This window comes from Micromonospora sp. URMC 107 (assembly GCF_051386315.1).
Lineage (GTDB): Bacteria > Actinomycetota > Actinomycetes > Mycobacteriales > Micromonosporaceae > Micromonospora.
The window spans coordinates 31043-44379 of the sequence record NZ_JBPQTK010000024.1; the positions used below are offsets into that span (position 1 = coordinate 31043).

Consider the following 13337-nt stretch of genomic DNA (forward strand, 5'->3'; position numbering starts at 1 on the left):
CGGCGCGGGTGCGCCGGGCCCTTCGTGCGTACGTCCTAGCTGTCGCCGCCGGTCTCGCCGACCGGGGCCGCGTTGACGTCCTCGATGGCGTACTTCTTGGCCGCCTCGGCCGGCACGCTCGCCGGCACCGTGCCGCGGAGGGCCAACTGCCGCAGCGTCGCGACCACCACCGACTCGGCGTCGACGTGGAAGTGCCGGCGCAGGGCGTGCCGGGTGTCGGACATGCCGAACCCGTCCGTGCCGAGGGACGTGTAGTCACCCGGCACCCAGCGGGCGATCAGGTCCGGCACCGCGCGCATCCAGTCGCTGACCGCGACCTTCGGGCCCTCGGCGTCGGCCAGCTTCTGCTGGATGTAGGGCACCCGCTGCTCCGCGCCCGGGTTGAGCAGGTTGTGCTCCTCGCACTGCACCGCGTCCCGGCGCAGCTCCGTCCAGGAGGTCACCGACCAGACGTCGGCGGCCACGCCCCAGTCCTGGGCCAGCAGCTGCTGCGCCTTGAGCGCCCACTGCATGCCGGTGCCCGAGGCGAGCACGTTGGCCTTCGGCGCGTCGTCGCCCACCGACGGGGCGGGGGAGTAGCGGTAGATGCCCTTGAGCACGCCCTCGACGTCCACCCCCTCCGGCTCCGCCGGCTGGAGGATCGGCTCGTTGTAAATCGTCAGGTAGTAGAAGACGTTCTCCTGCGCCTCGCCGTACATCCGGTGCAGGCCGTTCTCCACGATGTGCGCGATCTCGAACGCGAACGCCGGGTCGTACGCGACCACCGCCGGGTTGGTGGCGGCGATCAGCAGCGAGTGGCCGTCCTCGTGCTGGAGCCCCTCGCCGTTGAGCGTGGTCCGGCCGGCGGTGGCGCCGAGCAGGAAGCCCCGGGCCATCTGGTCCGCGGCGGCCCACAGCCCGTCGGCGGTGCGCTGGAACCCGAACATCGAGTAGAAGATGTACATCGGGATCATCGGCTCGTCGTGGGTGGCGTACGCCGAGCCCGCCGCCGTGAACGAGGCGACCGAGCCGGCCTCGTTGATCCCCTCGTGCAGGATCTGCCCGCCGACGGCCTCCTTGTACGACAGGAACAGCTCCCGGTCGACGGAGGTGTACCGCTGGCCGTGCGGCGAGTAGATCTTCTGCGTCGGGAAGAGCGAGTCCATGCCGAAGGTGCGGGCCTCGTCCGGGATGATCGGCACCCAGCGCTTGCCGAACTCCTTGTCCTTCATCACGTCCTTGAGCAGGCGGACGAAGGCCATCGTGGTGGCCACCTTCTGCTTGCCCGAGCCGCGCTTGACGTCGGCGAAGCGCTCCGGGCCGGGGATGGCCAGCCGCTTCTGACCGGACCGCCGCGACGGCAGGTAGCCGCCGAGCTGCTGGCGCCGCTCCTTGAGGTAGGCGATCTCGTCGGACTTCTCGCCCGGCGTGTAGTACGGCGGCAGGTAGGGGTTGTCCTCCAGCGCCTTGTCCGGGATGTCCAGGTAGAGCCGGTCGCGGAAGGTCTTCAGGTCCTCCAGCGTCAGCTTCTTCATCTGGTGGGTGGCGTTACGGCCCTCGAAGTGCGAGCCCAGCGTCCAGCCCTTGATCGTCTTGGCCAGGATCACGGTCGGCTGGCCGGTGTGCTCCATGGCCGCCTTGTAGGCCGCGTAGAGCTTGCGGTAGTCGTGCCCGCCCCGCTTGAGGTTCCAGATCTCGTCGTCGCTGAGGTGCTCGACCATCTTGCGGGTCCGCTGGTCGCGGCCGAAGAAGTGCTCCCGGACGTACGCCCCGGACTCCGCCTTGTAGGTCTGGTAGTCACCGTCGGGCGTGGTGTTCATGAGGTTGACCAGCGCGCCGTCGGTGTCGGCGGCGAGCAGCGGGTCCCACTCCCGGCCCCAGACCACCTTGATGACGTTCCAGCCGGCGCCCCGGAAGAACGCCTCCAGCTCCTGCATGACCTTGCCGTTGCCGCGCACCGGCCCGTCGAGCCGCTGGAGGTTGCAGTTGATCACGAAGGTGAGGTTGTCCAGCTCCTCGCGGGCGGCCACGCCGATCGCGCCGAGCGTCTCCGGCTCGTCCATCTCGCCGTCGCCCAGGTACGCCCACACGTGCTGGTCCGAGGTGTCCTTGATGCCCCGGTGGTGCAGGTAGCGGTTGAACCGCGCCTGGTAGATCGCGTTCAGCCCGCCCAGGCCCATGGACACCGTGGGGAACTCCCAGAAGTCCGGCATGAGCCGGGGGTGCGGGTACGACGGCAGGCCGCCGCCCGGGTGCGACAGCTCCTGGCGGAACCCGTCGAGCTGGTGCTCGGTCAGCCGCCCCTCCAGGAACGCCCGCGCGTACATGCCGGGGGAGGCGTGGCCCTGGTAGAAGATGTGGTCGCCGCCGCCCGGGTGGTCCTTGCCGCGGAAGAAGTGGTTGAAGCCCACCTCGTAGAGCGAGGCCGAGCTGGCGAAGGTGGAGATGTGCCCGCCGACGCCGATCTCGGGGCGCTGCGCCCGGTGCACCAGCATGGCCGCGTTCCACCGGACGTACGCCCGGATCCGCCGTTCCACGTGCTCGTCGCCCGGGAACCACGGCTCGCGCTCCGGCGGGATGGTGTTGATGTAGTCGGTGGTGGTCAGCGACGGCACCCCGACCTGGCGCTCGCGGGCCCGCTCCAGCAGGCGCAGCATGACGTAGCGGGCGCGCTTGGTCCCGCGCTCGTCGATGACACCGTCGAGCGACTCGACCCATTCGCCGGTCTCTTCAGGGTCGATGTCCGGAAGCTGGCTCGGCAGACCAGCGGTGATCACCGGGCGCTTGCGTTCCGTAGCCACAGGCGTTCCCTCGGTTCTGTGTGGGATAGGTCTCTAGCGTCATCCTGCCTCCTGGTGGCACCCGCCGTCACGCCCACCGCCCGGAGACGCGACGCGCGACACAGGTACCCGCCGGTAACTTTGCGCAACCGGCCGCCCGGTGCGAGCCGGGCGGCCGGGTGCCCCGCCCCCCTGCCGCCCGGGCTCGGGCTGGTCGGCGGGGCCGCCGGGCGGGGCGCCGGCCCGGTGGGGGAGGACTCCGGCGGCGGTTGGTGCCCCGCTCGGGCAGAATGCGTCGTATGCGCAGTGAGGTGATCACGGTCCAGACCGGGGCCCGGCCGACCGTCCGGGACATCACCGCCGAGGCCGAGCGGTTCGTCTCCGGGCAGGGCGACGGTCTGCTGCACGTCTTCGTGCCGCACGCCACGGCCGGGCTGGCGATCATCGAGACGGGCTCGGGGTCCGACGACGACCTGCTCGCCGCGCTCGACGACCTGCTGCCCACCGACGACCGGTGGCGGCACCGGCACGGCTCGCCCGGCCACGGGCGCGACCACGTGCTGCCGGCGTTCGTCCCCCCGTACGCGACGCTGCCGGTCGTCGGCGGCCGGCTGGCGTTGGGCACCTGGCAGTCGATCTGCCTGGTCGACCCCAACGGCGACAACCCCACCCGCAGCGTCCGCTTCTCGTTCCTGCCCGGCTGACCGCCCTGCGTCCGGGCGCGCGACATCCGCGTTGGGGCCGGGCGGAACCGCCTGTTCATGCAGCATGGACGGCATGGACGCCGGCGATGACGGGTCGAAGGCCGAGCCGGGCGCGGCGCCGGCGGGCACGCGCCCGGAGGAGCGCCGTTCGGCCGTCGTGGTGGCCGGGGCCGCGGCGATCGGCGGCTTCCTGTTCGGTTACGACACGGCCGTGATCAACGGCGCGGTGGACGCCATCGAGGCCGAGTTCGGCCTCTCCCCGCTGGTGCTCGGGGCCGCGGTCTCCTCGGCCCTGATCGGTGGCGCCGTGGGCGCCTGGTTCGCCGGGCCGCTGGCCGACCGGATCGGCCGGGTGGGGGTCATGCGGATCGCCGCGGTCCTCTTCGCGGTCAGCAGCGCCGGCGCGGCCCTCGCCGTGGGACCGGTCAGCCTGACCGCGTGGCGGGTCGTCGGCGGTCTGGCCGTGGGCGCGGCGAGCGTGATCGCTCCGGCCTACATCGCCGAGGTGGCGCCGGCCGAGCAGCGCGGACGGCTCGGTTCCCTGCAGCAGCTCGCCATCGTCTCCGGCATCTTCGTCGCGCTGGTGGTCGACTACGCCCTGGCCACCCTGGCCGGCGGCGCCGGTGCGCAGGAGCCGTGGGGCGGTGCGGCGTGGCGCTGGATGTTCGCCTCGGCCGCGGTTCCCGCGGTGGTCTACGGGGTGGTCGCGCTGCGGATCCCCGAGTCGCCCCGCTACCTCGTGCGCCGCAGGCGCTACGACGAGGCGCGCGCGGTGCTCGGCCGGTACGTCGGCGACGGGGTGCGGGTGGGGGAGATCGACCGGTCGCTCGCCGGAGGCGGGCGGGGAACGCGGCTGTTGCAGCTACGCGGCGACCCCGCCGGGCGGCGTCTGGGCCTGCTGCCGATCGTCTGGGTCGGCATCGTCCTGGGGGCGTTGCAGCAGCTGGTCGGCATCAACGTGGTCTTCTACTACTCCACCACGCTGTGGCGGGCCGTCGGCTTCGAGGAACGGGACGCGCTGGTCACGAGCGTGATCACCAGCGGCACGAACATCCTCGCCACGCTCGTCGCGATCGCGCTCGTCGACCGGGTCGGCCGCAAGCCGTTGCTGGCCGTCGGCGCCGGGGGCATGGTGCTCACCCTCGCCGTCCTCGCCTGGTGCTTCAGCCGCGCCACGGGGTCGGGGGAGAACGTCAGCCTGCCGCCGACCGTGGGCGTGATCGCCCTCGTCACCGCCAACCTCTACGTCGTGTCCTTCGCCGCGAGCTGGGGTCCGGTGCTCTGGGTGCTGCTCGGCGAGATGTTCAACAACCGGATCCGCGCCGCCGCCATCGCCGTCGCCGGAACCGTCCAGTGGACCGCGAACTGGTTGGTGACCGTCAGTTTTCCCGCCATCGCCGAGGTCGGGCTCACGCTCGCGTACGGCGTCTACACCGCCTTCGCGGTGCTGGCTCTCGTCTTCGTGGCGCGCGCCGTCCCGGAGACGAAGGGCCGCGAGTTGGAGACGATGTGACCCTTCGACGATCGTGGGGTGGCGGCGTCGGTCGCGCCGGCGCCCCAGCGGGGCGTCGCGCCGCCGACCCCACGATCGAGCCGGCCACTCGGGGGTCAGGCGGTGGCGAGCGCGAGTCGGGCCACGCGGATCCTGGTGGTCAGGGCGTCGAGCAGGCCGCTCAGCAGCGCCTGCGTGGTCTCGTCCTTGACGGTGCCGTCCGGCGCGATCTTCTCGTGCGCGTTGGTCACGATGATCTCCGGCTTGCTGAGCACGGCGGAGTCGGTCCACAGGAACAGCTGCCGGAGCTGGAGCTGGGCCCGGACGGTGCCCATCCCGGTCGGCGCCGCGCCCATGATGGCCACCGGCTTGTGCGCCAGCGGTGACACCCAGGAGGTGATCGGGAAGCTCGGCCGGGACGCCCAGTCGAGGGCGTTCTTCAGCACCCCGGGCACCCCGTAGTTGTACTCCGGGGTGGCGATGAGCAGCGCGTCGGCCGCCGCGATCCGCTGCCGTAGGTCGACCACTGACGCCGGCGGCTCGGCCTCGACGTCCTCGTTGAAGGGCGGGATGGCGCCGAGGCCCTCGTACCGCTCGATGGTCAGCCGCTCGGGTGCGAGGCGCTGCGCGGCCCGGATCAGCGCGGTGTTGTACGACGCGTCGCGCAGGCTGCCGGAGATGGCGAGGACCGAGAAGTCGGACATGGTGGTTCCTCCGTTCGGCGCTCGACGCGATTTGCGTGAGCTGCTAAACGGTAGAGGTATTCAACTATTGACCGCAAGTAGGATGTGAGGCATGGCGCAGCACACCGTCCCCTCCACCCCGCCGGAGCCCGCCGACCGCGCGGCGCTGGCCGGCGACGTGGTGCGCCGCATCACGCACCTCGCCGCCGCGCTGCGCCACCACCAGGACGTGGAGATCGCCGAGCTGGGGCTGACCCCCGCGACCGCCCGGGCGCTGCACGAGCTGGACCCGGACCGGCCGCTGCCGGCCCGTGACCTCGCCGAGGGGCTCGGCTGCGACCGCTCCAACGTGACCGCCCTGGTCGACAAGCTGGAGCGGGCCGGGCTGGTCGAGCGGCGCACCGACCCCGCCGACCGGCGGCAGAAGACGCTGGTGGTGACCGGGCCGGGGCGGCAGGTGCGGGCCCGGGTGCACCAGGTCATGTCGGACTCCCGGCTGCTCGCCGGGCTCACCGTGCGGGAGCTGGCGACCCTGCGCGAGCTGGTCTGGAAGGTCTCCGACGGCGGCTGCCCCGAACAGTGCGGCGACGACTGACCCACGCCGCGTCGAACGTGTCCGAGTGGGCGCGCAGGCCGCTCGTCGGTAATGCTGTCCGACGTGACCACCCCGCAAGATCTCGACGACCGGTTCCGGGAGACGCTGGCCGCGCTGGCCACCCCGCCGCAGCGGCGTGACCCGGCACGGCCGGTCACCGACGACACGACGTTGACCGGCGCGCGGGCGCTCGACCTCTTCGACGCCCAGGCCACCAGCCGCCAGCTCGACCTGGCCGGCCGGTGGCTGCGCAGCTTCGGCGAGGGCTTCTACACGATCGGTTCCGCCGGCCACGAGGGGAACGCCGCGGTCGCCGCCGCGCTGCGCGCGACCGACCCGGCGCTGCTGCACTACCGCTCGGGTGCCTTCTACTGCGTCCGCGCCGCCCAGGTTGACCGGCCGGCGCCGGCCGAGCGCCCCGAGGCCGAGCAGGGCGGGCAGCCGGCCGCGGCCGACGGGCCCGTCGAGGCCGACCCGACCGGGACCGGCGACGGCTCCCGGCCGGACGCCGCCGACCCGGACGAGCCCACCGGCGGCGCCGGGTCCGTCGCGGACCGGCCGCTCGCTCCGGCGTACGCCGAGGCGGCCCGCGACGTGCTGCGGGGCATGGTGACCTCCAGCCTCGAACCGGTCGCCGGCGGGCGGCACAAGGTCTTCGGCCGGGCCGACCTGGCCGTCGTCCCGACCACCTCCACCATCGCCTCGCACCTGCCCCGCGCCGTCGGGATGGGGCTGGCGGTGGAGCGGCTCCGCCGGCTCGAGACCTCCGGCCGGCGCGACGGGGTGCGGGTCGGCAGCGGTGGGGGCGCCGAGCAGGCGTCCTGGCCGCCGGACGCCATCGTGGTCTGCTCGTTCGGCGACGCCTCGGTCAACCACGCCAGCGCCACCGCCGCGTTCAACACCGCCGGCTGGTACGACCACACCGGCCTGCGCATCCCGGTGCTCTTCGTCTGCGAGGACAACGGGCTCGGCATCAGCGTCCGCTCCCCGAGGGGGTGGGTGGAGACCACGCTGCGCTCCAAGCCCGGGGTCCGCTACTTCGCGGCGGACGGCGACGACCTGGTGCGGGCGTACGAGGTCGCGACCGAGGCGGCGGCCTGGGTGCGCCGGCACCGGCGCCCCGCCGTGCTCCACCTGTCGACCGTGCGGCTGATGGGACACGCCGGCGCGGACGCCGAGACCGCCTACCGCAGCGCCGAGGAGATCGCCGCCGACCTGGACCGCGACCCGCTGGCCGGCACCGCGCGGCTGCTGGTCGGGGCCGGGGTCGCCACCGGCGAGGAACTGCTCGCCCGCTACGACGAGATCGGCTGGCAGGTGCGCCGGATCGCCGAGGAGGTGCTGGACGAGCCGAAGCTCAGCGCGCCCGCGGAGGTGGTGGCCCCGCTGGCCCCCCGCCGGCCGGTGCGGGTATCCCGGGCGGTGGCCGACGCGGCGGCCCGCGCGGCAGGCCCCGGCGCCGCCGCCCGGGCGGCGGCGTTCGGTGGCAGGCCGCCCGAGTTGACCGGCCCGCTGACGCTGGCGCAGAGCATCAACGCCGCGCTCGCCGACGGCATGCTCGACCACCCCCAGATGGCCGTGTTCGGCGAGGACGTCGGCGTCAAGGGCGGCGTCTACGGGGTGACCAAGGGGCTGCGGGACCGCTTCGGCGCGGCCCGGGTCTTCGACACGCTGCTCGACGAGACCTCGATCCTCGGGCTGGGGCTCGGCGCCGGGCTGGCCGGGATGCTGCCCGTGCCCGAGATCCAGTACCTGGCGTACCTGCACAACGCCGAGGACCAGCTGCGCGGCGAGGCCGCCACGATGCAGTTCTTCTCGCAGGGGGCCTTCCGCAACCCGATGGTGGTGCGGGTGGCCGGCCTGGCGTACCAGGAGGGCTTCGGCGGGCACTTCCACAACGACAACTCGGTGGCCGTACTCCGGGACGTGCCGGGCCTGGTGATCGCGGTCCCGGCGCGGCCGGACGACGCCGCGCCGATGCTGCGCACCTGCCTGGCCAGCGCGGCGGTGGACGGCAGTGTCTGCGTCTTCCTGGAGCCGATCGCGCTCTACCACACCCGCGACCTGTACGCCGACGGCGACGGCGAGTGGCTGGCCCACTACGCGGAGCCCGGCGCGTGGACCGGCGGGCACGTGCCGATCGGGCGGGCCCGCGTCTACGGCGTCGGCTCCGCCGAGGACGTCACGATCATCACCTTCGGTAACGGGGTGCCGATGTCGCTGCGCGCGGCGGCGACCCTCGCCGACGAGGGGATCGGCACCCGGGTAGTGGACCTGCGCTGGCTGTCCCCGCTGCCGGTGGCCGACGTCATCCGGGAGGCGGCGGCGACCGGCCGGGTGCTGGTCGTGGACGAGACCCGCCGCTCCGGCGGGGTCGGCGAGGGGGTCATCGCGGCCCTCGTGGATGCCGGATATGTCGGAGCGGCGCGGCGAGTGGCCGGAGTTGACTCGTTTGTACCATTAGGCCCGGCGGCCCGTCACGTTCTGGTCTCCGAGGAAGCAATTACCCAGGGTGCCCGCACGCTTCTGGCACGGTAAATTCCGTTCCACCCGGTGCGCCACTTGCGCGGGGAGCCACAACTGTGTGGACTTTGCCTGACGGCGTCGACGCGACGCCGCGGGCAGGGATGAGATGAGGAGGCACGCGACAGTGAGCGCGACCGCTGGTCAGGCCGCCGACGGGGTACGCAGCCTGGCGGACCGGTTCGGGATCGAACCGGGGATGGTCGTCATGGAGATGGGGTACGACGACGACGTCGACCAGGATCTCCGGGACGCCCTGACCGACCGCTGTGGAGAGCTGGTCGACGAGGACACCGACGAGGTGGTCGACGCGGTGCTGGTCTGGTACCGGGACGGCGACGGTGATCTCTTCGAGCTTCTCGTCGACGCCCTCGGCCCGCTGGCCGACAACGGTGTCGTGTGGCTGCTCACGCCCAAGGCGGGGCGCGAGGGGCACGTCGAGCCGAGCGAGGTCGCCGAGTCCGCGCCCACCGCCGGCCTCCAGCAGACCTCCACCGTCAACGCCGGCCGGGACTGGAGCGGCGCCCGCCTCGTCCTGCGCCGCGGGGCCAAGGGCAAGAAGTAGGCCGTCGTCGGCGATCACCCGGCGGCGCCCGCTGCCGGGTGTGGCAGGCTGTTGCCCATCCGACCCCATCCTGAGGAGCTCGCATGCCGATCGAGGTTGGCGCCGAGGCGCCGGACTTCGTGCTCAAGGACCAGAACAACCAGGAGGTCCGGCTCTCGGACTTCCGTGGCAAGCGCACCGTGCTGCTGGTCTTCTACCCGCTCGCCTTCACCGGGATCTGCCAGGGTGAGCTGTGCGAGGTGCGGGATAACCTCAACGACTACGTCAACGACGACGTCCAGGTGCTGACCGTCAGCGTCGACTCGGTCTACGCCCACAAGATCTGGGCCGACAAGGAGGGCTACCAGTTCCCGCTGCTGGCCGACTTCTGGCCGCACGGGGCGGTCGCCCAGTCGTACGGCGTCTTCAACGACGTCGCCGGCATCGCCAACCGGGGCACCTTCGTGATCGACAAGGCGGGCGTGGTCCGCTTCGCCGAGATGAACATGCCTGGTGAGGCACGCGACCAGCAGGGCTGGCGCAAGGCCCTCGCCGACGCCGCCGCGGCCTGACAACCGGGCACGCCGTACGACCGGGCCGGTGGAGGGCAGGGTAAGCTTGCCACCCTCCGGCCCGCCGTACGGGCGTTCCGGGCGCGTAGCTCAGCGGGAGAGCACTCGCCTTACAAGCGAGGGGTCGCAGGTTCGAAACCTGCCGCGCCCACCATCACCACCGATCGATGTCAAATGTCGGGTGACACATCCGGCTAGACGATCTCCTGGTCGGACAGGGCGTGTGTGGCAAGCCACCGCTCGATGGCGGCAAAGTCGGGATCGGAAAGTCCAACCCGTGGGTCAACGCGGTGGAGAAGTGCGCGTCCGGGATGGTTGGCGGCTACCCAGGTCCGGTCAACGTCGCTGATCTCATCGTCGACCCACACGAAGGGACGTCCGGCTGCCCAGGCGACCAGGGCCTTGGTCTTCCAGTGCAGCCTCCGGGTCGGTTGCTCTTCATCCTCCTCCGGCCAGTCGACGACTGGCAGTTCTGGTAAGCCGATTCGCGGTGCCACGTCCTCGTTCGCGTCAGCCATCCACGTGGTGGCCCAGACCAGCTCGCACCCGAGCATGTCGAGCCGCTTGCCGTGCATCGGATTGAGCCTCGACAGGAGGGGGTTGGATATCTCGTCCCAGTGGCCGGTGGCTTCGGCCCTTGCTGCACGCCCTACGGAGTCCTGCGGCGGCCCACCAATCGGGATCAGTGGCCCATCCACGTCGAGAAAGAGCAAGGGACGCTGAGCACTAGCGGTCACCGTCGCACGATAGCGATCCCGGCCCGCGCAGAGTGTCACCATCGAGTGGAGCCACGGTGTGACCCGTCATCCGGAGCCGGACAACCGGCTGCTTCGAACTCTCTGTACGCCTTCAAGGCGGCCCTGAACGGGCCGCTGGGCCGTCCGGGTCGTCGAACGCTGACCAAGGCGACCGGCGGGCTGACCTGGTGGGCGACGGACGAGTCGACCTGTACGCCAAATTCCGCACCCCCGCATACTGATCGTCAAGCCGTGTTCGGCAGGAAAGTGGGCAGGCGTGATCGACAGGAAGGCCTTGCCCCTGCGGCGTAGCCGGGGGTACCGGTTGCTCGTGTGGGCCTTCCGCTGCCACCCGGTCGCGCTGGTGTTGGGCGGCCTGGCTGGGGCGTCAACGCTTGTCGAGGCTCCGCTGCTGACAGCGACGCTGGCTGTCTGCGTGGCGCTCGTGATGCTTCCCGCTGTGGTTCTCGCGTTTGCGGGGTTGACGATGCTGTACGCGGGCGGGTTGATGCCGCGTGAGATGACTCGTCGGCAGGCGATGGTGGGCATGCTGTGGCGGGATGTGGTCAGACCTCTGACGCGACCACGAAGGCGACAGCAACGAGCCGGACCATGACAGTCGACGGCGGCGGCGCAGGGACGAGCGCCCGAGGCTGCGGACGCCACCGGACGGAGCGCGCAGTTCCTCCGAGCGAGGGGCCGCAGGTTCGCAACCTGCCGCGTCCACCATCACCACCCCGGACGCGGCGGCACCCGGTCGGCAGCGGCGCTCATGCCAGCTCGGCGATCACCGCGCGGACCATCCGGCGGCCGTGCTCCGCCATCCGGGGAAAGGTGTGCCGGTAGTAGTCGACGCCGGTCAGCGACGGTGCGAGGGCCCAGCCGCAGGCGCGCTGCCAGGTGGCGTCGTCGTAGCCGATCGCCTTCCGGTACGCGTCCCGAGCCGCGCCGGTGAAGGTCCAGAGCGCCGGTGCCACGTCCGGTGCCGGATCGCCGACACCGAGTGCCCCGAAGTCGACGACGGCGGCCAGCCGGCCGGTGTCGGTGATCAGGTTGCCGGGCTGCAGGTCGCCGTGGATCCACACGGGGGCGCGGTCCCAGTCGGGAGCGGCCAGGCAGACGTCCCAGGCGGCCTCGGCCGCGGCCACGTCGAAGCCGTCGTCGTGCTCGGCGAGGCGCGGCAGCACCCGGCGGACGGCCGCGTCGACGTGGCGCAGGGCGGACCCGCGGGAACCCGGTGGCTTGACCGGGCCCCCGGCGGGATCCACCCGGTGCAGGGCGTGGACGAAGGCCGCCACGTCGCGGGCCAGGGTCACGTCGTCGCAGCCGAGCCGGGGCGGTGTCTCGCCCGGGATCCACGCCACCACCGTCCACCGCCACGGGTAGCCCTCGCCCGGCTCGCCGACGTGCAGCGGGACGGGGATTCGTACCGGCAGGTGGGGTGCCAGCACGGGCAGCCACCGGGCATCGGAATCGGCCTGGTCGACCGCCGAGGCGATCTTGGGCATCCGGGCGACGAGGTCGTCGCCGATCCGGAACAGCACGTGGTCGGTGCCCTCCAGCTCGTCGGCCAGGGGCGTCACGGGAAGATCCGCCCACGGCGGGCACTGGGCCGCCACCAGGCGGCGCACCTGACCGACGGTGGGCCGGACCTCGTCATCGTGGATGGGCACGACCGGCACGGTAGTGCGGTGCGGCGGTGCGGTGCCAACCGATTAGTCCGGCACCGCACACGCCTGCGCCCGCGGCGCCGGCGGCCCGCCGCCGCTCGTCCGTCGCCCCGTGTGCCGGGGCGCGGCGACCTGCGGGTCCCGCGCCGGACGTCCGGCGCGGGACCCGGGGACACCGTGGGTCAGCTCGCGCAGACGGCGTACGCGCGCACCTTCCAGTTGCCGCTGAAGCCGTCCTCGTCCTCGGCGGCGGAGACGGTGACGACGGTCGAGGTGGTGGCCCGCATCTGGGTCAGGCGCACCTGCCCGTCGCCGCCGAGGATCTCGCCGCCCACCCCGTGCACCCGCGTGCCGGCCGGGCAGGTGGCCGTGATCGACTGGGTGGCGGCGGAGCTGTAGACGCTGTCGTCGATCACGCGCTGCTCGCCGGGCAGCGGGTCGGCGCAGATCGCGACGGCGTCCAGCCACCACGTGCCGGCGAAGCCGGTGCCGTCCTCGGCACCCGCCACCACGACGCTGTTCTGGTGGATGCGCAGGTCCTCCAGGACGACCTCGCTGTTCGCCGCCCCGACGACCGCGCCACCGACCCCGATGGCGTGCTTCCCGACCGGGCAGGACTTCTCGAACCAGTTCGACGTGCCGAAGCTGGGCGCCGAACTGCCGGACACCATCACCAGGCCCGGGGGCGGCGTGGCGCAGATCGCGTTCGCCGTGACCGCCCAGTTGCCGCCGACGCCGTTCTCGTCCTCCCGGCCGGTCACCGAGTACGCGTCCCCGCCGATCAGCGGGCGCATGATGTCCATGCCGACCTGCCCGAGGCCGGAGCCGGTGATCGCGCCACCGCCGCCGATGACCTTGGTGCCGGCCGGGCAGGCCGTGTTCTGCGTCTTCGCGCTGCTGTTGCTGGGGCCGGTCGTCGTCTTGACGCTCAGGCCGGGCACCGCCGCCACCGGCCCGGCGAGGGCCAGCTGGCCGAGTACGAGCGCGCTCAGCGTGGCTCCCCCCACGGTGGCCGTCCGACGCGTCCACCGGGTGCGGTTCGATCCCTCTCGCATGAT

The 13337-nt window shown here is 72.5% G+C and carries 11 protein-coding genes and 1 tRNA gene; 7 read left to right on the forward strand and 5 right to left on the reverse strand.

Annotation, left to right across the window (positions count from 1 at the left end; translation table 11 throughout):
* Window positions 1–35: 35 nt before the first annotated feature.
* A complete protein-coding gene (gene aceE / locus ACSNN9_RS08510) occupies window positions 36–2780 on the reverse strand; it encodes a pyruvate dehydrogenase (acetyl-transferring), homodimeric type (protein ID WP_358091441.1) in 2745 nt (914 codons plus the stop codon).
* Between the two features lie 278 nt (window positions 2781–3058).
* Here aceE and ACSNN9_RS08515 point away from each other — a divergent pair, with 278 nt between their 5' ends.
* Both ACSNN9_RS08515 and ACSNN9_RS08520 read left to right on the forward strand, forming a co-directional pair.
* On the forward strand, window positions 3059–3463 hold the full coding sequence (locus ACSNN9_RS08515) for a YjbQ family protein (RefSeq protein ID WP_358091439.1): 405 nt from the start codon (window positions 3059–3061) through the stop codon (window positions 3461–3463).
* Between the two features lie 73 nt (window positions 3464–3536).
* Entirely contained in the window at window positions 3537–4976 is a 1440-nt protein-coding gene (locus tag ACSNN9_RS08520) for a sugar porter family MFS transporter (RefSeq protein ID WP_436672324.1), read from the forward strand.
* A 95-nt stretch (window positions 4977–5071) separates the two neighbouring features.
* On the opposite strand, the gene ACSNN9_RS08525 is transcribed toward ACSNN9_RS08520, so the two are convergent.
* Window positions 5072–5659, reverse strand: coding sequence for an NADPH-dependent FMN reductase (locus tag ACSNN9_RS08525; protein WP_436672325.1), 588 nt, complete (start codon window positions 5657–5659; stop codon window positions 5072–5074).
* A 91-nt stretch (window positions 5660–5750) separates the two neighbouring features.
* Here ACSNN9_RS08525 and ACSNN9_RS08530 point away from each other — a divergent pair, with 91 nt between their 5' ends.
* From ACSNN9_RS08530 to ACSNN9_RS08550, 5 genes are all read left to right on the forward strand, one after another.
* Window positions 5751–6233: a MarR family winged helix-turn-helix transcriptional regulator gene (locus ACSNN9_RS08530; RefSeq protein ID WP_436672327.1), complete on the forward strand. Its 483-nt coding sequence runs from the start codon at window positions 5751–5753 to the stop codon at window positions 6231–6233.
* A gap of 51 nt (window positions 6234–6284) precedes the next feature.
* Complete coding sequence (locus ACSNN9_RS08535) at window positions 6285–8771, forward strand: thiamine pyrophosphate-dependent enzyme (RefSeq protein ID WP_436672329.1); 2487 nt, start codon at window positions 6285–6287, stop codon at window positions 8769–8771.
* Window positions 8772–8883: 112 nt separating this feature from the next.
* Window positions 8884–9321 (forward strand): DUF3052 domain-containing protein, encoded by a 438-nt coding sequence (locus ACSNN9_RS08540; protein ID WP_121400356.1) that lies wholly within the window; start codon window positions 8884–8886, stop codon window positions 9319–9321.
* A gap of 83 nt (window positions 9322–9404) precedes the next feature.
* Complete coding sequence (locus ACSNN9_RS08545; RefSeq protein ID WP_334606300.1) at window positions 9405–9872, forward strand: peroxiredoxin; 468 nt, start codon at window positions 9405–9407, stop codon at window positions 9870–9872.
* Between the two features lie 79 nt (window positions 9873–9951).
* Window positions 9952–10026 (forward strand) — tRNA-Val (locus ACSNN9_RS08550).
* 40 nt (window positions 10027–10066) lie between these two features.
* On the opposite strand, the gene ACSNN9_RS08555 is transcribed toward ACSNN9_RS08550, so the two are convergent.
* The 3 genes from ACSNN9_RS08555 to ACSNN9_RS08565 form a co-directional block, all read right to left on the reverse strand.
* Window positions 10067–10651 carry an HAD domain-containing protein gene (locus ACSNN9_RS08555; protein WP_436672330.1) on the reverse strand — a complete coding sequence of 195 codons (585 nt, stop codon included), beginning with the start codon at window positions 10649–10651 and terminating at the stop codon, window positions 10067–10069.
* A 728-nt stretch (window positions 10652–11379) separates the two neighbouring features.
* Window positions 11380–12282: an aminoglycoside phosphotransferase family protein gene (locus ACSNN9_RS08560; protein ID WP_436672331.1), complete on the reverse strand. Its 903-nt coding sequence runs from the start codon at window positions 12280–12282 to the stop codon at window positions 11380–11382.
* 179 nt (window positions 12283–12461) lie between these two features.
* Window positions 12462–13334 (reverse strand): hypothetical protein, encoded by an 873-nt coding sequence (locus ACSNN9_RS08565; RefSeq protein ID WP_436672332.1) that lies wholly within the window; start codon window positions 13332–13334, stop codon window positions 12462–12464.
* Between the last annotated feature and the right edge of the window lie 3 nt (window positions 13335–13337).

Excerpts from the sequence above, each read along its gene's own strand:
- ACSNN9_RS08515 (WP_358091439.1), top strand. The coding sequence starts at position 3,059 with ATGCGCAGTGAGGTGATCACGGTCCAGACCGGGGCCCGGCCGACCGTC.
- ACSNN9_RS08520 (WP_436672324.1), top strand. The coding sequence starts at position 3,537 with ATGGACGCCGGCGATGACGGGTCGAAGGCCGAGCCGGGCGCGGCGCCG.
- ACSNN9_RS08525 (WP_436672325.1), bottom strand. The coding sequence starts at position 5,659 with ATGTCCGACTTCTCGGTCCTCGCCATCTCCGGCAGCCTGCGCGACGCG.
- ACSNN9_RS08530 (WP_436672327.1), top strand. The coding sequence starts at position 5,751 with ATGGCGCAGCACACCGTCCCCTCCACCCCGCCGGAGCCCGCCGACCGC.
- ACSNN9_RS08535 (WP_436672329.1), top strand. The coding sequence starts at position 6,285 with ATGCTGTCCGACGTGACCACCCCGCAAGATCTCGACGACCGGTTCCGG.
- ACSNN9_RS08545 (WP_334606300.1), top strand. The coding sequence starts at position 9,405 with ATGCCGATCGAGGTTGGCGCCGAGGCGCCGGACTTCGTGCTCAAGGAC.
- ACSNN9_RS08555 (WP_436672330.1), bottom strand. The coding sequence starts at position 10,651 with ATGGTGACACTCTGCGCGGGCCGGGATCGCTATCGTGCGACGGTGACC.
- ACSNN9_RS08565 (WP_436672332.1), bottom strand. The coding sequence starts at position 13,334 with ATGCGAGAGGGATCGAACCGCACCCGGTGGACGCGTCGGACGGCCACC.